This is a genomic window from Eubacterium sp. An11, from assembly GCF_002161065.1.
Taxonomy (GTDB): Bacteria; Bacillota; Clostridia; order Lachnospirales; family Lachnospiraceae; genus Anaerobutyricum; species Anaerobutyricum faecale.
This window is the reverse complement of the sequence record NZ_NFLV01000008.1, coordinates 1-19,595: the sequence shown is the minus strand read 5'-3', so window position 1 is coordinate 19,595 and position 19,595 is coordinate 1. Positions and strand designations below refer to the sequence as shown.

Below are 19,595 nucleotides of genomic sequence, written 5' to 3'. Positions count from 1 at the left end.
CCGTAAATACTTGGAAGAACAAAGGATTTTCTTTGACAAAACAGGATAATAGATATCATGATTAAAGTAGATTTGATTACCGGTTTCCTCGGAGCCGGGAAAACCACATTTATAAAAAAATACGCAAAGTATCTCATGGATCAGGGCTGTAATATCGGAATCCTTGAGAACGATTACGGCGCTGTCAACGTGGATATGATGCTTCTGCAGGAATTGCAGGGCGAGCGCTGCGATCTATCCATGGTGGCCGGCGGCTGCGACGCTGACTGTCACCGCCGGCGTTTTAAGACAAAGCTCATCGCCATGGGAATGTCCGGTTACGACCGGGTTCTCATTGAACCTTCCGGCATTTTTGATGTGGATGAATTTTATGATGTGCTTTATGAAGAACCTCTGTGCCGCTGGTATGAGACCGGCAATGTCATTGCCATTGTCGACGGCGGCCTGGAGGAGCAGCTGTCTGAACAGTCGGAATTCCTGCTGGCCTCCCAGATTGCCGGGGCGGGAAAGGTGCTTTTGAGCAAGACATCGGAATGCGCAGAAGCGGAGATAGAAAAGACCGTCCGTCATATGAACCGGGCCATGGAAGAAGTACAGTGTGAACGCCGGTTTCAGGACGATGTGATTCGCAAAGACTGGGACAGTCTGACAGACGAGGACTGGAAGAACATCGCCAACAGTGGCTACGTCCATGCGTCATATGTAAAAAAACTGACAGAAGAGGACAGCGCGTATTCCACGCAGTATTATCTGGATATCCACCTGCCGGAGCAGGCTGCCAAACAGCTCATCGGGCAGGTTATGAATGATCCTTCCTGCGGCAACATTTTCCGCATCAAGGGTTTCTTAAAACGCAGCTCCAGTGCAGAGCCGTCTTCACCGGCGGAAAGTTCTGCGGCGGCTGAAAATGCGGCACTGGGATGGCTGGAAATCAACGCCACCCGTCGGAACATCCGCCTGGAGCCCATCAAAAAGGGACAGGAAGTTCTCATTGTTATCGGAGAAAACCTGAACAAAGAACGCCTGGATACCTATTTTGGCAAATATTTATAAATAGAACGCTTTGGTGGCTTTCTTGTATCTTCTGATAAAAAATGTTATGATAAAAGACAGGAAAAGGGGGCAGGGACCCGTACAGTGGGATAATACTTTTTCTCAGGAGGTGGAAGATGAAACTATTGATCAAACAGCGGGTATTCTCCTGGAGCGATACTTACGATATTTATGATGAAAATGAGAATCCCAAATATTTTGTAAAAGGCGAGATTCTGTCTTTGGGGCACAGGCTCCATGTCTATGATGCGGCTGGCAATGAAGTGGGACTGATCAAAGAAAAAATATTGAACCTGCTGCCGGTCTTTGAAATCGAGACTGGCGGAGTTCCCCGGGGAAGAATTGAGAAAAGATTTACGCTGTTCCGTCCAAAATATGACGTGGATTATAATGGCTGGCGTGTGGAAGGAGATTTTCTTGGATGGAATTATGATGTGTATTGCGGATGCAGTTCCGTCATACATATCAGAAAGGAAATTCTGCACTGGGGCGATACTTACGTTATCGATTTTTCCAATCCGGAAGATGAACTTATGGGACTTTTGCTGGTCATCTCTATTGACGCGGCCAACTGTGCCAATAAATAAACGGGAATGCAGTGCAGACTGATAAATGCGATACGGTGCTTTTGTGGATACATTTTTTATAAATATACCTAAGATGTGAGAAGGAGGAACGGCACGAAGTTCTGTGCCGAAAATGGATTATGAAATTTTATGTAACACGCCACGGTGAGGCGGTCTGGAATGTAGATAATAAAATCTGTGGAAGAACGGATGTGGAACTGACAGAGAAAGGGTACGCGCAGGCGGAAGAACTGGCGGAGCGTGTGAAAGACTATCACATTGACCTGATTATAAGTTCTCCCCTGCAGAGGGCTTTTGAGACAGCCCGGACGGTTGCAAACAGATACCGCATCCCTCTTCAGATTGACGAGCGGCTGATCGAGCAGAATTACGGCATCTACGAAGGAAAAGACCGGCAAGACGAAGGGTTCCTTGCAAACAAGCGCCAGTTTGCCTATCGGTATCCGGAAGGTGGAGAATCTATGATGCAGATGGCGTACCGGGTCTATGGTTTTATTGAGGATGTGAAGAAAAATTATCCCGGTAAAAATGTGCTGGTCGTTTGTCACGGGGGTGTCTGCCGGGTGATCCGCAGTTACTTTACCGATATGACCAACGATGAATTTTTCCATTATTATAAGGAAAACTGTCAGATCGAAGAGTACGAATTGTAAAATACCGGGAGAATCCTGCTTTGCAGGATTCTTTCTTAATCATGGCAGATTTTTTCTCAAACCAGATCATCATCTATTTCCATCTTCGATATTCATTCAACAGATGTTCAATTTTCAGATTCAGATTCTCCGGCATATGTCCCGCCGTCACCGGCGGTACTTTCAGCCACAGATGAAGTTTTCGGGCCGTGCCGGCCGCTTCGATCCGAACCATCACACCTCTTTGTTCAAGAAGAGGGACCACCACATAATACATGCGGTCGTCATGAAAAGAAAGATAGCCAAGTTCCTTTCCTGCATGATCTTTCAGATAAAGCCGGTGCTGTCGGATGCCGGCAGGATACAATACTTCTTTCGCGGATAAAGGGGAGGGCGCAGGGCTTTCCAGCATAGAAGAAATCAGAAAGATGACGGCGCCGTCTTCCTCCGTCCACTGTTTCTTTGCCAGTTCTCTTAGAAGCGCTGTGCTGTGAATAAACTGCTGGGCCAGCAGATAGGTAAGTTCTGTCTGGATATCCATGCGGGAAGCTGAAGGGGCCCTGCGCCCCAGGGCATCGTCGATGTCGTCCAGCAGCTTTTTGCCACATTGGTAAATACTCCTCAAAAATAGAGGAAAGTCTTCTTCCAGCTGCCAGAGAAACTTTCCCCTGGCGATGGTAAAATGGCCGATGATGGTTCCGTCAAAGTCCTCTGCGTAATGATATATCTCCCGCTCTGTGTAAGCCTGCGGATTCACAGGGGCATCCCAGACGGCTGATCTTTTCGCGCTTTTGGAACTGTCCCTGCCGGAAAAGGAACTTCCGGATGCATGGGTTCCGGACGTTTGCGCTGTTTTTTGCCGGGAATCTCCCTTTGATAAAGTTTGCGCTTCCCCCATAGTGTCTTTTAAGAAACTGTAGGCCCTGTTGATGTCCTTAGCGCTGTAGGGATATGATTTTCGCACAGTATGATGGACATCCGGGTGCACCTGCATCATAAGATTCCGGTATCTTTTTTTGATCTCTGATCCGGATGCGTCAGGGCGTATGCCGAGAATCCGGCAGGCTTGCTGTCTGGTCATAGTGGATCCTTTCTTTCAGATGAATTCTGTTTTTCTTATGTTACAGGACATTTTCCACTTCGTCAAGAAAGGGCATTCTCAAGCCACAGGACGTGTGTTTTTTCGGGATAAATGTTCCATTTTTTGTGCTTTTTTTCGTTCAATATAATATCATACATTGAAATCAGGTGTGTTTTTTAGTATAATAGTTTATAAGTTTTGATGTATGACCCCATTTCAAAAGACATCTTAACAATATTAAAACAAAAAGGAGCGTTTTTTATGATTGCATGGAAGAATATGGATACCCTGGAATCCTATCAGAAACTGACCACAATGAAAAATCGTGTGAACATCATCGAAGCGATGGAGGGAGAAAGCGGTGCCGAGAGAGTAGCCCGTTATTCCACTCCAATGGCTGCCGGACTTTCCTATAATTATGCAGCCAAAGAAGTCGATGACACAATTTTAGAACAGCTTGCCGCACTGGCAGAGGAGGCACAGCTTTCTGAGAAGTTTGAAGCTCTTTATAATGGTGAAAGAATCAACACCGGTGAGAACCGTATGGTTCTTCATCACCTGGCACGCAGACAGCTGGGTAACGATGTAGTGGAAAACGGTGTGAATAAGCGCGAGTTCTACACTGGCGTACAGGCTAAGGTTGCCGAGTTTGCAAATAAGGTGCATGCAGGTGAGATTACCAACGCAGCAGGCGAAACCTTTACAACAGTTGTTCAGATCGGTATCGGCGGAAGCGACCTGGGTCCTCGTGCTTTATACTTAGCTCTTGAGAACTGGGCCAAGGCCAACAATACATTAAAGATGGAAGCGAAGTTCATCAGCAACGTGGATCCGGATGACGCGGCGGCTGTACTGAATTCCATCGACGTATCCCGTTCCTTATTCATTGTTGTTTCCAAATCCGGAACAACACTGGAGACACTGACCAACGAAGCTTTCGTAAAAGACGCTCTGGTTAAGGCAGGACTGAATCCTTCCGACCATATGCTTGCCGTAACAAGCGAAACTTCTCCTCTGGCACAGGGCGATGATTATCTGGCTGCATTCTTTATGGATGATTACATCGGCGGCCGTTTCTCCTCCAGCTCTGCTGTGGGCGGCGCTGTTTTGTCCCTGGCATTCGGTCCGGAAGTATTTGAGGCTGTTTTAGAGGGCGCAGCAGAAGAAGACAAGCTTGCTGCCAACAAAGATTTATTACAGAATCCGGATATGCTTGACGCACTGATTGGTATTTACGAACGTAACGTACAGGGTTATCCTGCTACTGCTGTTCTTCCGTATTCCCAGGCATTGAGCCGTTTCCCTGCACATTTACAGCAGATGGATATGGAGTCCAACGGTAAGACCGTCAATCGTTTTGGCGAATATGTCAACTACGTAACCGGTCCGGTCATCTTTGGCGAACCTGGAACCAACGGACAGCATTCCTTCTATCAGCTGCTTCATCAGGGTTCTGATATCATTCCACTGCAGTTTGTCGGATACAAGAAGAACCAGATGGGCATGGACGCCGTCATTGAAGGCTCCACCAGTCAGCAGAAGTTATGCGCAAACGTTGCCGCTCAGATTGTTGCTTTCGCCTGCGGTAAAGATGATGAGAACAATAACAAGTCTTTCAAGGGCGGACGTCCTTCCAGCATCATCATCGGCGAGCAGGTAACTCCTCAGTCCCTTGGCGCGCTGCTGGCACATTATGAGAATAAAGTTATGTTCCAGGGATTTGTATGGAACTTAAACAGCTTTGACCAGGAAGGCGTGCAGTTAGGCAAAGTACTGGCAAAACGGGTGCTGGCTCACGATACGGACGGCGCATTGAAAGCATACAGTGATTTATTAGAGATTTAATTGATTTCTTGAATCCACATCCGGACAGAGGGTTTTTCTTCTGTCCGGTTTTTTATTTGACAAAGTTTTTATAATTATGTATTATCATACAGCCGGAACATATTTACGAAATTTTATTAATACAGCATATATTTTAGATAAGGAATAATAATGATGGAAATGATGAATACCACCGATAATCTGGCTCTGAAAGATGAGATTTTATTGAGCATCGAAAAGCCGGTTCGCTATATCGGTCACGAGATCAACAGTGTTATAAAGGACCCGGATGCAGTGGATATCCGGGTCGGTATGGCATTCCCGGACGTTTATGAAATAGGCATGTCCCACCTTGGAATGAAGATCATCTACGAGCAGCTGAATCGCCGGGAAGATATCTGGTGCGAACGTGTATTTTCTCCGTGGGTGGATCTTGACAAAGTAATGCGGGAAGAAAAGATCCCGCTGTTTGCCCTGGAGAGTCAGGACCCGGTGTTTATGTTTGATTTTCTTCTGATCACCATTCAGTATGAAATGTGTTATACAAATATTTTACAGCTTCTTGATCTGGCGCAGATCGGCATCTTTGCCAAAGACCGCCGGGAGGACGCGCCGTTTGTCATCGGCGGAGGTCCTTGTACCTATAATCCGGAGCCGCTGGCGCCGTTCTTTGATATGTTTTACATCGGAGAGAGCGAGACCGTCTACTACGAGCTCATGGATTTATATAAAGAACACAAGGCTCAGGGCGGCAGCCGGAAAGAGTTCCTGAAAAAAGCGGCCCGGGTGCCGGGTATCTATGTCCCTTCCCTTTATGATGTAGAGTATCATGAGGACGGAACCATCGCCTCCATGGAGCCAAACTGTCCGGAAGCGCCAGTGAAGATACTCCGCCAGGTACAGATGGACCTGGACAACACCTTCTATCCGGAAAAACCGCTGGTACCGTACATCAAGGTCACGCAGGACCGCTGTGTGCTGGAGATTCAGAGGGGATGTACGAGAGGATGCCGGTTCTGTCAGGCAGGCATGGTATATCGTCCTCTCCGGGAAAGAAGCCTCTCCATGCTGGAGCGGGTGGCGGAGAATTCCTTAAAAGCCACCGGCAATGATGAGATTTCTTTGAGTTCCTTAAGTTCCAGCGATTACCGGGAGCTGCCGGAACTGTGCAATTATCTCATCGACAATTTCCGCAGCAAAAATATCAACATTGCCCTGCCGTCTCTGCGTATCGACGCCTTCTCTCTGGACGTGATGAGCAAGGTGCAGGATGTGCGCAAAAGCAGCCTGACCTTCGCCCCGGAGGCCGGTACTCAGCGGATGCGGGATGTGATCAACAAGGGACTGACAGAGGAAGATATCCTTCACGGAGCCGAGGAAGCCTTCAAGGGCGGCTGGAACAAAGTGAAGCTTTACTTCATGATGGGACTGCCGACGGAGACAGAAGAAGATATGAAGGGCATCGCCCATCTGTGCGAAAAAGTCGCCATGCATTATTATAAACTGGATTCCCAGTACAGAAACGGCCGGGTATCTGTGGGGGCCAGCTGTTCCTTCTTTGTACCGAAGCCATTTACGCCGTTCCAGTGGGCGTCCATGTGCGAGGTGGAGGAATATAACCGCCGGGCTCATCTGGTCAATGACGAGTTCAAGGCACAGCATAACCGCCGCAGCCTTTCTTTCAAATATCATGACGCCAAGACTACGGTGCTGGAAGGTATTCTCGCCCGGGGTGACCGCCGCATTGCCGACGTGATTTACTCGGCTTATCAGAAAGGCTGCCTGTATGACGCCTGGACAGAGTTCTTCCATTATGACCGCTGGATGGAGGCCATGGAGGAAAACGGACTGGATTACCATTTTTATACAACAAGAGAGCGGAATCTCGACGAAATCTTTCCGTGGGATTTCATTGATATCAGCGTGACCAAAGAATTCTTAAAGAGAGAGTGGAATAACGCCATGGAAGAAAAAGTAACGCCGAACTGCCGGGAGAAATGCTCCGGCTGCGGCGCAAGTCGTTTTGGAGGAGGTGTCTGCCGTGAAAGCAAGAATTAAATGGAGCAAAACAGGAGTCCTGAAATTTATCGGACATCTGGATGTACAGCGATACTTTCATAAAGCTATGATGCGGGCAGAGCTTCCGGTTTCCTTTTCCAGAGGCATGAGCCCGCACCAGATCATGAGTTTTGCCGCTCCTCTGGGCATCGGCATGACCAGCGAAGGAGAGTATGTGGACATTTCCTTTGACTGGTGTTATTCCGGTCAGGAAATGATGGACCGGATGAACGCCGTGATGAATGAGGGCATTTCCGTGCTGGAATTTAAACAGATTGATGAGAAAGAGAAAAACTGTATGGCGGTCACGGCCGCGGCGGACTATCTCGTAGACTTCCGGAAAGGCTATTATTACACGGACGCTTTCCTGAAACGGACGGAGCCTTTCTATTTCCAGGAGCAGATCCCGATTCTCAAAAAGACCAAGCGCAGCGAGAAAGAGGTGGATATCTCTCCGATGATCCTTGCCATCCGGGAGCAGGATGGGAAGCTTTTCATGCGCCTTGTGACAGGAAGCGCGGAGAATTTAAAGCCCCAGCTGGTCATGGAGGCTTTCTGCAATTATCTGGGATACGATTACGAGCCATTTGCTTTCCAGTATCACCGTCTGGAAACTTATCTGAAAAAGGATGGAGAACTGCTGCCGCTGGGGGCTGTGGGAAGAGATGTGCCGGCGCCAGTGGAGAATCCAAATGAACCATAAATTGATTATCGCCGAAAATTCCGGCGTCATCCGCTACGGATATTTCAGGGATGGTCTTCCCGTGGAACTTTACTGTGAAACAAAAAAGCAGGAGAGTCTCGTGGGAAACATATATGCCGCCCGGGTGGAGCGGGTGGCCGATGGCATCGACGGGGCTTTTCTGGAAATCGGTCAGAAAGGCAAATGTTACTATCGGCTTCCGAAAAACGGACAGCAGCCGGTGAAACTGTCTCCGGGTCACGAGGATAAACTGTACGGCGGCGATATCATCCTGGTGCAGATCACCAAAGATGCCGTGAAGACCAAACTTCCGGTGGCGGACGGCAACGTGAGTCTCACCGGAAAATATTTCGTCCTGACTCTGGGCGACAAACGTTCCGGCGTGTCCAAAAAAATTCGCGGTACAGCAGAGAGAGAACGGCTTTCCGCCATCGCTGCCGGTTACAAAAGAGAAGAATACGGCATTGTGGTCCGCACCAACGCCGAAGGTGCCCCGGAGGAAGAACTTAACAAAGAACTGGCAGCGCTGACAGCCCGATACCAGTCGCTGATGAAAAAAGCTGCGTTCTCGGAGGCAAGGAGTCTTTTATACAGGGAACCTCCTTACTATATCACTTTGGGAAAAGAACTGCCGGCGGCAAAGCTTGATGAGATTGTCACGGACAGTCCGGAAATCTACGAGGAGCTGCGGCAATATTATGGCGCTGAATATTCCAGCGGCAGTACGCCACTGCCATCCCATAATAAAAATCCGGCGGCAAGTCAGCAGAAATCGTCAAACAGTATCTGCCGGATCACGCTGTATACCGACGTATATCCCCTGGAAAAGCTGTATCGTCTCGACCATTTTTATGAAACCGCCCTTCAGAAAACCGTCTGGCTGCCTTCCGGCGGCAGTCTGGTCATCGAACCCACGGAAGCCATGGTGGTCATCGATGTCAACAGCGGCAGCGTCACCAAAAAGAAAAAACACGCGGACAAAATCTTTTATGAGATGAACCGGGAAGCAGCCGCGGAAATTGCCAGACAGCTGCGCCTCCGGAATCTGTCCGGCATCATCCTCATTGATTTCATCAATATGGAGACAAAGGAACAGCGGCAAAAACTACTCGCCTTTCTGGCAGAAGAATGTAAAAAAGACCGGGTCAACTGCCAGGTCATTGACATGACAGCCCTCGGTCTGGTGGAAATGATCCGCAGCAAAGGGAAGAAACCGCTTCATGAGCAGGTGCGGGACGCGAAAAAAATCTGTGCAGAAAAAGCTGCAGAATAAAGAAGGGTTTTGTATCTGTTCCTCTTCCTCTGTGTTTGGAGGACAGAAAATGTCCGTGCTCAGTCTCAACAGAATGTAAAAAAGACCGGGTCAACTGCCAGGTCATTGACATGACAGCTCTCGGTCTGATAAAAATGATCCACAACAAAGGGAAGAAACCGCTTCCTGTATGTCCTCTCGTTTTCCCGGAAACAGAGAAAACGCCATAAAACTACCTGAACGACAATTAATAACACCTGAACAACATAACATAAACCTGGAAGCCTATGATAAAATAGATAATAAATATCAAAAACGAAAAGTAGAGTAGAAAGGAAAGCACTACTTTATGGGATATATTTTATTAAAAGGATTGATCTTATTTACAAGATTTTCAGGGATAAAGAGAAATAGCCGCCAACTACTAGCACTAGCTGACGGCTGACATCATGTTGATGTAAGTTATAAAGTATGTGAGGGTAGGCCGTTTTTCTGGCTTCCCTCTTTCTGTTTTCAATATAGCACAGAAGAGGGAAAAGTGCAAGAAATATGTTGAGAAAGTAGCTGCCTTTTGTGTTGTCCTTTTTCCCGGGACGGGGATTGACTAGCTGAAAGCTACATGATAAAGTGAAAAATGTGATATTTGGCTTACTTGTAAGTTGATGCGGCGGTTTGGTAAAATAAAGCTTTTGCCGGAGAAAGGGGCGTGGGGAGATGCGAAAAAAACTTCCCATCGGGATTGATGGATTTGAAAAGATAAGGACAAATAATTTTTATTATGTGGATAAGTCAATGTTCATTGCGGAGTTGCTGCAGAATTGGGGTGAAGTGAATCTGTTCACCAGGCCAAGGCGCTTTGGAAAGACTCTCAACCTGAGCATGCTGAAATGTTTTTTTGAAATTGGCGGCAGAAAAGAATTGTTCAATGGACTGAAAATTTCTCAGGAAAAAGAATTGATTGAGGAATATATGGGACAGTTTCCGGTGATATCTGTCAGTCTGAAAAGCGTGGACGGGTTGAGTTTTGAGGCGGCATCCGCGGCTCTGCGGAATATCGTCGGCAAAGAAGCCTCAAGATTTCAGTTTTTACGGGAAAGTGCGAGATTGTCTGAAAATGAACGGGAAAGATATGAAGCATTGATCCGCGTGGATCAGGGAGTATTTGCCATGAACGATGAATTACTGGTAGACAGCCTGCTGACACTTTCTCAGCTCCTTTCAAAACATTATGACCAAAAAGTAATTCTTTTGATTGATGAATATGACGTTCCTCTGGATAAAGCATTCCAGGCCGGATATTATGACAGAATGGTCAGCCTGATCCGAAACATGCTTGGAAATGTACTCAAAACAAACGACGCTCTTTTTTTCGCTGTCCTTACAGGGTGTCTGCGGATTTCGAAGGAAAGTATCTTCACAGGATTAAATAATCTGAAAGTGCACACAGTTTCAGACAGCAGATATGATGAGTATTTCGGATTTACCGATGAGGATGTGTCAGATTTGCTGGACTTCTATGGCCTGTCGTCTTATAAAGATATAATGAAAGACTGGTACGATGGGTATCTTTTTGGAAAAATCAATGTATATTGCCCGTGGGACGTAATCAATTATTGTGATACCCTGTTATCGGATGAAGATGCGGAACCGGAAAATTACTGGGCAAATACCAGTGGAAATGATATCGTGCGACGTTTGCTGAAAAAGGCAGATCAGACCACAAAAAATGAGGTAGAGCAGCTGTTAAACAATAAATATATTGTAAAATCTGTCCGCCAGGAGCTGACATACAGAGATATCAACAGTTCCATCGATAATATCTGGAGTGTTCTTTATTCTACCGGATATCTGACGCAGTGTGGCCGCCTTCCCGGAAAACAGCTGAAACTCATAATTCCTAATAAAGAAGTTCATGAATTATTCACTGATCTGGTGAAGGAATGGTTTCAGGAAAAAACTCTCTCAGATTCTGCAAAGATTCATCGATTCTGCAAAGCATTTCCTGCAGGAGAAGTTGATATGATTCAGAATATGCTCCATGATTACCTGTGGGATTCCATCAGCATTCGGGACACAGAGGCCGTGGGTTCGAGTCCCGTCGCCTCGACTACGATAACAGAAGCCGGATAACCGCTTAAACAGTGGTTATCCGGTGTTTTTTTATTTTTCAGAATAATGATTCCTTTTCTCAATATCATCAAAAATCGGCGTGTTCTAACAAATGTTCTAACAAAAATCACTCGTTGAAAAAATGTGCCGCTCTGGAAGAAATCTGATTCAGATCGTTACGGTTTTGATTCAGTTTCTGGCGGTTATAATGGGAGTAGATATTCAATGTGGTTTCTGCATCGGCATGTCCCATCCAGTATTGTAACTGTTTGATATTCCATCCCTTCTCAATCAGCATGGAACAGCAGGAATGTCTCAGCTTATGTAAAGTGATCTCAGGTCTTCCAAATGCACTCATCGCCTTTTTAAATGTTCTTGTAACATAATCAGGGCTATACGGTCTCCCATCTTCCCATGTAAAGACGTATCCTTCATCATTTTGGTAAGCATCTCCATAAAATTCCGCATCTTTTTTCTGCTCTCTCTGTATGCTCTTCAAACAGGCTTTTGCAGAATCAAACAAATTCAGGCTTCTGGAACCAGCACAGGTTTTTGTGGCATCTTCTGCAAAAATGCGATTCACACGAACTACCGTATGCTCAATGTTTATAATCTCTTTCTTCCAGTCTACGGCAGACCATTTTAGTCCCAGTATTTCTGAGCGTCTCAGCCCGTAATATGCTCCCATAAAAGCAATTCCCAGCATCCGGGGATATTTCCGCGACAGAAACTCCAATAATTCAAGGATTTCCTCTTCTGTTAAAAATAAATACTCTTCACTATATTCCTTGTTCTTCTTTCCTTTCACCGTGACGCTGTTCACCGGGTTTACAGAAATTATCTCATCTATTACAGCTTCATCAAATACTGCATGAAGAATAGAGCGATAACTTCTCACGGAACGTACTGTCAAAGGTTCCCTTTCATGTGTCTTTTGATTCTCTTTGCCATAATTAAGAGCATATTTGAAAAATTTGTTTAACATGGCCGGGGTCACTTCACGAAGTAAAGGATTTTCTATTTTAAAATATTTTTTCATGGATTTTATGCGTAATTTATAAGTTTCATAGGTTGATTTTCTCAAATCTCTCTTTTTCCCCTTCAGCCAGTCATCCATATAGTCACACAGCGAGATGTCACGGGAAATTTCCGGTGATATCGGATGTTCCAGATATTCAAACTTTTTAATCAACTCTGGAATAAGAGCTTCCGCTTTACGTTTATTTCCTTTTGCTTTCAATCCTGTTGAGATGGATTTTTGTCTTCGTTTGGAATCCATCGGGTCTTTATATGATAAAATGACATATAAATATTCCTTGCCTGATGCACCTTTCTTTTTCTGTACCGTGCCTGTCATATAACATGTCTCCTTTCTTTTCAGGCACACTACTATATATTTGTATAATAGCATACCTTTGTGGCTTTTGTAAAAACTTACTGATTCTGTTGTTCAATGAAATTCATTAACGTTTTTTTGGAAATTCTATATTGTGACGCAATCTTTTTTGCGCCCAGTTCTTTATCTCGTATCAATTTATAAACCGTTTTTTTAGATACTTGTAAAATTGTGCACACCTGTTTCACTGTGAGCACATCTGGATAGTTGTTCAGCATTTTCACGGTCTCCTCTCTTTTTCTGAACTTTAAATTGTGATATCATGAATAAAATATTCATTTACCGAATGGTTATGGATAAAATATTTTTTTATAGACCTGAATTATTTAGAAATGAAAATGGAGATAATAATATGAAAGATCTAACACTGGAAGAATTTTTTGAAGAATATGAAAAGGCTTATATTTTTAAATTTGATGAACAGGACAATTCAATTAGCATAAAAAGACACAACATTTTTTATTCGGAACCCGGATTAAAACGCAAATCTTTGGCAAAATCAACTCAAATATACATATGTTTCCCGGATTTTTCCATCCGAAGTATTGAATCTACTTTCGTTAATCAGCATTTTCAATATGATATTGATTATATTTTTGAGGATGATGACTATCATATATCTTCCAGAATAAATTGGAAAAAACAACTATATCAATCACACAAGAATCTTCATCCGCATCTTATCACATTATTTGCCGACTATTTTCAGAGCTTATGTGACAACCGAAATAGAAATATATCATTAAATAAATCATTTGGCTGGATTAATAATTCCATATACAATAATGAAGAATTATTTCAATCTGACAGCAGTCAAAAAAAATATATGTATGGATTTCAGGAAAAATATACCGGCAAACAAAAATATTTTCCTCTTATCAAACTTGGTAAATCGGCTCTCTTACCTGATGGAATGGAGTTTTTTCTAAACATGTTAGAAGATTCCGATGCTCTTACTACCATTTTTTCATATAGCCTTCTATCCGTTAGTTTAAATGCTGGACTACATTATACCTGCCAAAATAATATGGTCAATCAAGAATTAAATTACGCGGAGGATAAAGAAGCAGAATTATTTAAAATAATTGAGCCATTCAGCTTATGCATTTATGGAGAAAATCCAGATAGAAACATAACGCGCAAAGCAATTGCTTCTATGTTTTTAGATTTCACAAAAACAACCTATAAATATCCAAATAGAGTGTGTAATCATTTACCACACGCAACATTAAAACAGTTTATTGATAAAATAGCAGAAATTTGTAAATTTGCAGACTGTCCTATTATCATTTCACCTTCAGGAAATGTAGAAAATATTGTATCAACCGCACGACAATTAAAAACATTGGAATTGTTTCAAAAAAGAAACTATATAAAAGGGTTCCCGGTCCTCTTATCAAAATCGGCTGTCAGAAGAGATAAAGTATTAAATATTGATATTTCTACCATTCCAGTTATTCCTTCACCAGATGAAATGGTTAGTATCGAAATACTGATTTCTGATTATATACTATTTATTGAAAGAGTTCTCAATAAAGACTATCCTGATGACCCTCGTAAATATATAAAATATTATGGTATAAATGATATTTACTCTGATATGAAGCATAAGCCTTTTGAAAGATACAGCAATATATTTTGTAGTGATGATTTTAATGAGGGATTGGCAAAATGTTGCAGAGATATTCTGACAGCATTACATGGTTTCACGATATATATTGATATATATTATCCCGCACTAAAAACAAAAATTGATAATATCCTGGAAAATCAAATTGCTTTTCTCCAGGATCTCGCCAGAGATTGTGAAAACCGTCCCCAAAAAACTGCGTCTAAAAAAACTAGTAAGCCATCACAGAATATCAAAAAAGATTTTTTTAACATAATTTCAAAAATATACCAAAGCCAACCCAATGCTATTGTCTATAATGAGACTGACGTTTACATAGATTATAAGGTTTTTCAAAAATACTATGCTCGAACAGACTATAAGGCCTTCCTCAACAAATGTCGTTCTGCCTCTCTGGTAAATGCACCAGTACGTCCGAATACAGGAGAATACAGAGGATTTACATACAGCAGGATAATCAATGGCACAAAAACGAATGTTCTCGTTGTTCCACGGAAATTGTATGATAAATATGTAAGTAATTCTCCCAGCTAAAATCATTATCTCCATGTAATCGCACTTTGGTGCTGCCGCAGCAATGATTTGTAAATCATATAGGCGGCAGCACTTTTTTGTTTGTCACTGCATACAACCTTCTTTACATATCGTTATCATTAAAATTAAATTTAATTTTACCTGCTACATCTCCATAACTCATGATGATTTCTTCAAATTTTTTTTCACAAATGTTGTTTGCGCTGGCTAGTATGGTATATATAAATAAATAAGTATTTATGCGGAAAAATAATGTTTTTCATTTTATATATCCAAAATCTAAAATCCATTTTCAGCCTCGTAGAAGGTATTCCAGAACATCTTCTTTCAGAATCCTCCAGCAATTCCCTTAAATCCGATGCCCCTGGATTCGACCTTCGTTCAAAAGAGATAATGCAGTATTTTTTCCAATGTGTAACACATGCATCAGATCTTTGACAGTGAGTATATCTGGCGTATTCTTTAGCATATTATCACTCCTAAAATTTGTTTCTTTACTAACATGTTCATAAAAAGTAAACGCATAATAGCAAGTACCGTGTCAAATGCTAGTTTTTATGAGATAATCCCTTTATAAAATCTAAGATTTTTCAGGGAGGGTTATCGCACTCATGGATAAAATTACTCATAAAGTCCGCTGCGAACAATGGACTAAGATCATAAAAGAATGCCTGGCTAGCGGAATGAATAAAACCGCCTGGTGTAGAGAACATGGTATTTCTGACAAGTCATTCTTTTATTGGCAACGTCGGCTACGTGAAGAGGCTTATATCTCTACAATAGAATCTTCTTCGCCGCCAGCAGTCAAATCCGTAAGTATTCCTGCAGAGCCGTCGGTTGATTTTGTTGAATTAAGGTTACCTGAACAATCCGCTGGATCATCAGCTGTATTCAGACCAGATGTGATCATTCGAAAGGACTCCTTTTCGATAGAGATTTCAAACACTGCTTCTGCGGAACTTCTAAGCAGGATCGGAGGCCTTTTTCATGCTGAATGATGCAACCGGTTTTGACAAGATTTTTATCGCAACAGGCTACACCGATTTAAGGCGTGGAATTGACGGCCTGGCATCCACTATTAAATATCAATTCGAACTGGATCCTTTCCAGAAAAACATCCTGTTTCTTTTCTGTGGTAAACGCACCGATAGAATTAAAGGACTCCTCTGGGAAGGAGATGGCTTCCTGCTCCTTTACAAGCGATTAAATATCGGTGGATTCAGTTGGCCACGCACCAAAGAAGAAGCCATGGAAGTTACTCCCGAACAATATCACAGGCTGATGCAGGGACTGGAAATCGTTGCCAAACGTCCAATTGAGGAACTGACAGATCCTCCCAAAACAATGTAATTGTGCAATTCGTAGAAAATAAAATTTCTGTTTTTTACACTTGAAAACGATACAAAATATTTTTTGAATAGTTATCCACAAAAATATTTTCTGCTAAAGTAATTCTTGCACGAAAGAAAAATCCTTTGCAGAGTCTGTGGATAACAGTCATAGGTATCTCATGAATTCTGAGATATTTATGATTGTTATCCACCGTCAAAATGACGAATAACAATACGTGGTGAATTCGCCCAAACTCCTGTTTTCTGCTATAATGACTTCAGAAATAAAAGGGAGACGGAACGATGGCATTTAAATTCACTGAAGAACAACTGAATACATTGGATAAGTCTTTTATCGTAGGGTTATTTCTCCAGCTTCAGGAACAAAACGATAAGCTTGCTGGTGAAGTCCAGGATCTAAACAGAAAAATGGAACTCCTCATTGAGCAGATCACTCTTTCCAATAAGAACAGATTCGGCAGATCTTCTGAGAACATGACTGATGCCAATCAGATCTGTTTCATGGAAATAGATGGAACCATTGTTTTCTTCAACGAAGCAGAAGCAGTATCTGATCTGGATGCCAAAGAGCCTGAAACTTTGGAACCAAAACCAGCTCGTAAGCCAAAGTCTGTTGGTAAGAAGAATGCTGATCTGTCAGGTCTTCCGGTAAACATTATCACTCATTACATGACCGAGGAAGAATTGGTGGCTGAATTTGGAAAAAATGGCTGGAAGCAGCTTCCAGATGCGATTTCCAAACGCTACCGTTTTATTCCTGCAAAGGTTGAAGTAGATGAGCATCATGTCGGTGTGTATGCCAGCAAGAAAGACGGACGAATTATAAAAGCAGACCATCCACAGGCATTACTTCACGGAAGTCTGGTATCTCCAACACTTGCTGCAGCGATTATGAATGGCAAGTATGTGAATGCTGTTCCGCTCTATCGTCTGGAACAGGAGTTTTCCCGCTATGGTCTTAACATCACACGCCAAAACATGGCCAACTGGATGATCCGACTGGGTGAAAGCTACCTGGCAATCCTGTACGATTATCTCCATCAAAAGCTGTATGATTACCATGTGATTCAGGCAGATGAAACGCCTGTTTTGGTACATCGAGATGGTCGTCCTGCCGGATCCAAGAGCTATATGTGGGTATATCGCTCCGGACATCTGTACAAAGACAAACAGATCGTCCTGTACGATTATCATAAAACTCGCAACAGCTCCCATCCAAGGGAATTCCTGAAGGACTATTCCGGAATTTGTGTAACGGATGGATATCAGGTCTACCACAAAGTGGAAAAGGAACGCGAGGATCTGCGGATCGCAGGCTGCTGGGTTCATGCCAGAAGAAAGTTTGACGAGGCGATGAACATTGTTCCAAAAGAACAGCGCAAGAAGTCCAACGCCTATCTGGTAATGAAACAGATCCAGGCAATCTACCGCGAGGAGGGGAAACTACAAGAACTCTCACCTGATGAGAGACTTATGCAGCGACAACTGGTTATAAAACCATTGGTTGATGCCTTATTTGTGTACCTCAAAAAAATGGAACCAACTGTTCCCTCCAACGGACAGCTACGAAAGGCATACACATATATCTTGAATCAGGAAAAATACCTCCGGGTATTTCTGGAAGATGGCGAAGTTCCGATCGACAACAACGCATCAGAACGTGCCATCCGAGGTTTCTGCATTGGCAAAAAGAACTGGCAGATGATCGACACCATCAATGGTGCGCATTCATCCGCAATCATCTACAGCATTGCGGAAACAGCAAAGGCAAACAACCTAAAACCGTATGATTACTTCGTATATCTCTTAGAAGAGATACCGAAACATATGGATGATACCGACCGGTCCTTTCTGGATGATCTGTTACCATGGTCACCAAATCTATCGGACGGAATCCGAAAGAACTGATAACCAGGGCTGCCGTGAGGCGGCTCTTAATTTTTCAAGGTACTCGCTATTGAGCGTGTACTTTGAGACTGCCATTATTGAAAGATACCGCCGCAGGGAATCTTCCATGGAATGAGTTTTTATTGAGATGTATCTGGCCGATGTTTCTGTACGACGTGTGGAGGATATCACTGAAGTTTCATAGGGGAATAAAAGTGTTCCCTGAAACCATCAGCAACCCGAACAAAAAGGCTTATAAACATATCGAGACCTAGCATACCCGTCTGCTCTCCGGAACCGATCCTTATGTTTACGTAGATGGTGTCTACCCGAAACGTAGCAGTGGCGAGATTCAGAACGTTTCTGTCCTCGTTGCCATTGGTGTCAGTCAGGATGGCTGCCGGGAAATCCTTGGCGCTGCGGAAGGGCTGAAAGAAGACCGTGAAAGCTGGAAACCATTCCGTAAGTCTTTCCGAATGCCAGATATCAGCGCTGTACAGTTCATTATACTGAAAGAAAATATTGACCACGAAGCCTTTAACAATTTTGTGGAACCTGTGTTCCTTTCTGTCAAATCTCCAAAATGGTGGTCCTATGTCAAGATTTAGCGCAAGTTAAAATGAGAAATTTATCCTCATCTTAACTTACTAAGAGCAGTTCGTTTGTCTGTGTCTGCTCATATAGTTTTTCAAAGTCATTTGGTGACATGTAATCGCAATGACTATGAATACGTTTGGTATTATAAAAGGCTTCAATATACTCGAATATCAGACGATATGCCTGCTGATAATCACGTATTTTAAACCGGTTCAGCCATTCCCGTTTGATAAGTGCATGAAACGATTCGATACATGCATTATCCCATGGGAAAGCCTTTTTCGAGTAGCTGCGCTGCATTTTTGCAGTGGCTTCCCAATATGCCTGGGATACATACTGCCTTCCTCTGCCACTGTGGATAATTAACGGCAACTTCGTGTTCCGTCTGGCTTTCGCTTTATTGATGGTATTAATCACACAGGATACCTCTAAAGTCTGGCTGAGTGTCCAGGCAATGATCTTACGGGAAAATAGATCCATAATGCTTGTCAGATAGACAAAGCCATCTGTCGTCCAGATATACGTGATATCACTGCACCATACCGCATTTGGGCGGTCAGGAGTAAACTGTTCATCCAGGATATTTTGAAGTTCGTTACTGAAATCGGAATCTATGGTAGTGATCGTCCATGGTTTCACCCATTGGGCTTTAATCCCCATTTCCTTCATATATTTTCCGACAGTACGCTCTGAGATGGTCTCCCCCTTCTGACGTAGCTTTCTGGTGATTTTTGGGGCTCCGTAGTTTTGCTTCGATTGATCATAAATATCCTGTATTTTGGCTTTTATGTATTCCCTGCGTTTTTCTGTATCAGAAGGAGTACGGTTTAGCCATGAACGATATCCAGACCGTGAAACGCCTAAATATTTCAGCATTCCGGAGACGGAGACCCGGCGATT

Annotated in this window: 16 protein-coding genes and 1 pseudogene; 13 read left to right on the top strand and 4 right to left on the bottom strand. The window is 43.4% G+C overall.

The window, feature by feature from the left end; genetic code table 11:
• Positions 1 to 57 precede the first annotated feature (57 nt).
• The 3 genes from B5E53_RS08045 (at position 58) to B5E53_RS08035 (ending at position 2,293) form a co-directional block, all read left to right on the top strand.
• Positions 58 to 1,053, top strand: a complete 996-nt coding sequence (locus B5E53_RS08045) for a GTP-binding protein (RefSeq protein WP_087313913.1) — start codon at positions 58 to 60, stop codon at positions 1,051 to 1,053.
• Positions 1,054 to 1,142: 89 nt separating this feature from the next.
• The gene (locus B5E53_RS08040; RefSeq protein ID WP_343215621.1) at positions 1,143 to 1,640 is read left to right on the top strand and encodes an LURP-one-related family protein; all 498 of its coding nucleotides are present in this window, start codon (positions 1,143 to 1,145) and stop codon (positions 1,638 to 1,640) included.
• Positions 1,641 to 1,759: 119 nt separating this feature from the next.
• Complete coding sequence (locus B5E53_RS08035) at positions 1,760 to 2,293, top strand: histidine phosphatase family protein (RefSeq protein WP_087313909.1); 534 nt, start codon at positions 1,760 to 1,762, stop codon at positions 2,291 to 2,293.
• Positions 2,294 to 2,366: 73 nt separating this feature from the next.
• Here B5E53_RS08035 and B5E53_RS08030 read toward each other — a convergent pair whose 3' ends face one another.
• Complete coding sequence (locus B5E53_RS08030) at positions 2,367 to 3,353, bottom strand: J domain-containing protein (RefSeq protein WP_087313907.1); 987 nt, start codon at positions 3,351 to 3,353, stop codon at positions 2,367 to 2,369.
• Positions 3,354 to 3,614: 261 nt separating this feature from the next.
• Between B5E53_RS08030 and B5E53_RS08025 the strand changes: the two genes are divergently transcribed.
• From B5E53_RS08025 to B5E53_RS08005, 5 genes are all read left to right on the top strand, one after another.
• The gene (locus tag B5E53_RS08025) at positions 3,615 to 5,198 is read left to right on the top strand and encodes a glucose-6-phosphate isomerase (RefSeq protein WP_087313905.1); all 1,584 of its coding nucleotides are present in this window, start codon (positions 3,615 to 3,617) and stop codon (positions 5,196 to 5,198) included.
• A gap of 150 nt (positions 5,199 to 5,348) precedes the next feature.
• Positions 5,349 to 7,235 carry a TIGR03960 family B12-binding radical SAM protein gene (locus B5E53_RS08020; RefSeq protein WP_242963581.1) on the top strand — a complete coding sequence of 629 codons (1,887 nt, stop codon included), beginning with the start codon at positions 5,349 to 5,351 and terminating at the stop codon, positions 7,233 to 7,235.
• Entirely contained in the window at positions 7,219 to 7,938 is a 720-nt protein-coding gene (locus B5E53_RS08015; RefSeq protein ID WP_087313903.1) for a TIGR03936 family radical SAM-associated protein, read from the top strand. Before B5E53_RS08020 ends, B5E53_RS08015 begins: the two co-directional genes overlap by 17 nt.
• Positions 7,928 to 9,211, top strand: a complete 1,284-nt coding sequence (locus B5E53_RS08010; protein ID WP_162611849.1) for a ribonuclease E/G — start codon at positions 7,928 to 7,930, stop codon at positions 9,209 to 9,211. The genes B5E53_RS08015 and B5E53_RS08010 overlap by 11 nt, the downstream gene beginning before the upstream one ends.
• 693 nt (positions 9,212 to 9,904) lie before the next feature.
• Positions 9,905 to 11,320, top strand: coding sequence for an AAA family ATPase (locus B5E53_RS08005; RefSeq protein ID WP_087313899.1), 1,416 nt, complete (start codon positions 9,905 to 9,907; stop codon positions 11,318 to 11,320).
• 106 nt (positions 11,321 to 11,426) lie between these two features.
• Here B5E53_RS08005 and B5E53_RS08000 read toward each other — a convergent pair whose 3' ends face one another.
• Entirely contained in the window at positions 11,427 to 12,656 is a 1,230-nt protein-coding gene (locus B5E53_RS08000; RefSeq protein WP_162611848.1) for a site-specific integrase, read from the bottom strand.
• Positions 12,657 to 12,733: 77 nt separating this feature from the next.
• The gene (locus tag B5E53_RS07995; protein WP_087313894.1) at positions 12,734 to 12,913 is read right to left on the bottom strand and encodes a helix-turn-helix domain-containing protein; all 180 of its coding nucleotides are present in this window, start codon (positions 12,911 to 12,913) and stop codon (positions 12,734 to 12,736) included.
• A gap of 74 nt (positions 12,914 to 12,987) precedes the next feature.
• On the opposite strand from B5E53_RS07995, the gene B5E53_RS07990 reads away from it, so the two are divergent.
• The 5 genes and pseudogenes from B5E53_RS07990 to B5E53_RS19710 all read left to right on the top strand — a co-directional run.
• A complete protein-coding gene (locus B5E53_RS07990; protein ID WP_162611847.1) occupies positions 12,988 to 14,859 on the top strand; it encodes a hypothetical protein in 1,872 nt (623 codons plus the stop codon).
• Positions 14,860 to 15,470: 611 nt separating this feature from the next.
• The gene (locus B5E53_RS07985; protein ID WP_087283818.1) at positions 15,471 to 15,857 is read left to right on the top strand and encodes a transposase; all 387 of its coding nucleotides are present in this window, start codon (positions 15,471 to 15,473) and stop codon (positions 15,855 to 15,857) included.
• The gene (tnpB, locus tag B5E53_RS07980; RefSeq protein WP_087283815.1) at positions 15,847 to 16,209 is read left to right on the top strand and encodes an IS66 family insertion sequence element accessory protein TnpB; all 363 of its coding nucleotides are present in this window, start codon (positions 15,847 to 15,849) and stop codon (positions 16,207 to 16,209) included. Before B5E53_RS07985 ends, tnpB begins: the two co-directional genes overlap by 11 nt.
• 284 nt (positions 16,210 to 16,493) lie before the next feature.
• The gene (locus tag B5E53_RS07975) at positions 16,494 to 18,119 is read left to right on the top strand and encodes an IS66 family transposase (protein WP_087313890.1); all 1,626 of its coding nucleotides are present in this window, start codon (positions 16,494 to 16,496) and stop codon (positions 18,117 to 18,119) included.
• A 55-nt stretch (positions 18,120 to 18,174) separates the two neighbouring features.
• Positions 18,175 to 18,606 (top strand): annotated as a pseudogene (locus tag B5E53_RS19710) (transposase); the annotation flags it as partial.
• A 131-nt stretch (positions 18,607 to 18,737) separates the two neighbouring features.
• Here B5E53_RS19710 and B5E53_RS07965 read toward each other — a convergent pair.
• On the bottom strand, positions 18,738 to 19,595 hold an 858-nt coding region (locus B5E53_RS07965), incomplete at its 5' end, for an IS3 family transposase (protein ID WP_204245509.1).

What these genes read in the sequence shown, in the direction of transcription:
- B5E53_RS08045 (WP_087313913.1), top strand. Translation starts at nt 58, where the DNA reads ATGATTAAAGTAGATTTGATTACCGGTTTCCTCGGAGCCGGGAAAACC.
- B5E53_RS08035 (WP_087313909.1), top strand. Translation starts at nt 1,760, where the DNA reads ATGAAATTTTATGTAACACGCCACGGTGAGGCGGTCTGGAATGTAGAT.
- B5E53_RS08030 (WP_087313907.1), bottom strand. Translation starts at nt 3,353, where the DNA reads ATGACCAGACAGCAAGCCTGCCGGATTCTCGGCATACGCCCTGACGCA.
- B5E53_RS08025 (WP_087313905.1), top strand. Translation starts at nt 3,615, where the DNA reads ATGATTGCATGGAAGAATATGGATACCCTGGAATCCTATCAGAAACTG.
- B5E53_RS08020 (WP_242963581.1), top strand. Translation starts at nt 5,349, where the DNA reads ATGATGGAAATGATGAATACCACCGATAATCTGGCTCTGAAAGATGAG.
- B5E53_RS08010 (WP_162611849.1), top strand. Translation starts at nt 7,928, where the DNA reads ATGAACCATAAATTGATTATCGCCGAAAATTCCGGCGTCATCCGCTAC.
- B5E53_RS08005 (WP_087313899.1), top strand. Translation starts at nt 9,905, where the DNA reads ATGCGAAAAAAACTTCCCATCGGGATTGATGGATTTGAAAAGATAAGG.
- B5E53_RS08000 (WP_162611848.1), bottom strand. Translation starts at nt 12,656, where the DNA reads ATGACAGGCACGGTACAGAAAAAGAAAGGTGCATCAGGCAAGGAATAT.
- B5E53_RS07995 (WP_087313894.1), bottom strand. Translation starts at nt 12,913, where the DNA reads ATGCTGAACAACTATCCAGATGTGCTCACAGTGAAACAGGTGTGCACA.
- B5E53_RS07990 (WP_162611847.1), top strand. Translation starts at nt 12,988, where the DNA reads ATGGATAAAATATTTTTTTATAGACCTGAATTATTTAGAAATGAAAAT.
- B5E53_RS07985 (WP_087283818.1), top strand. Translation starts at nt 15,471, where the DNA reads ATGGATAAAATTACTCATAAAGTCCGCTGCGAACAATGGACTAAGATC.
- tnpB (WP_087283815.1), top strand. Translation starts at nt 15,847, where the DNA reads ATGCTGAATGATGCAACCGGTTTTGACAAGATTTTTATCGCAACAGGC.
- B5E53_RS07975 (WP_087313890.1), top strand. Translation starts at nt 16,494, where the DNA reads ATGGCATTTAAATTCACTGAAGAACAACTGAATACATTGGATAAGTCT.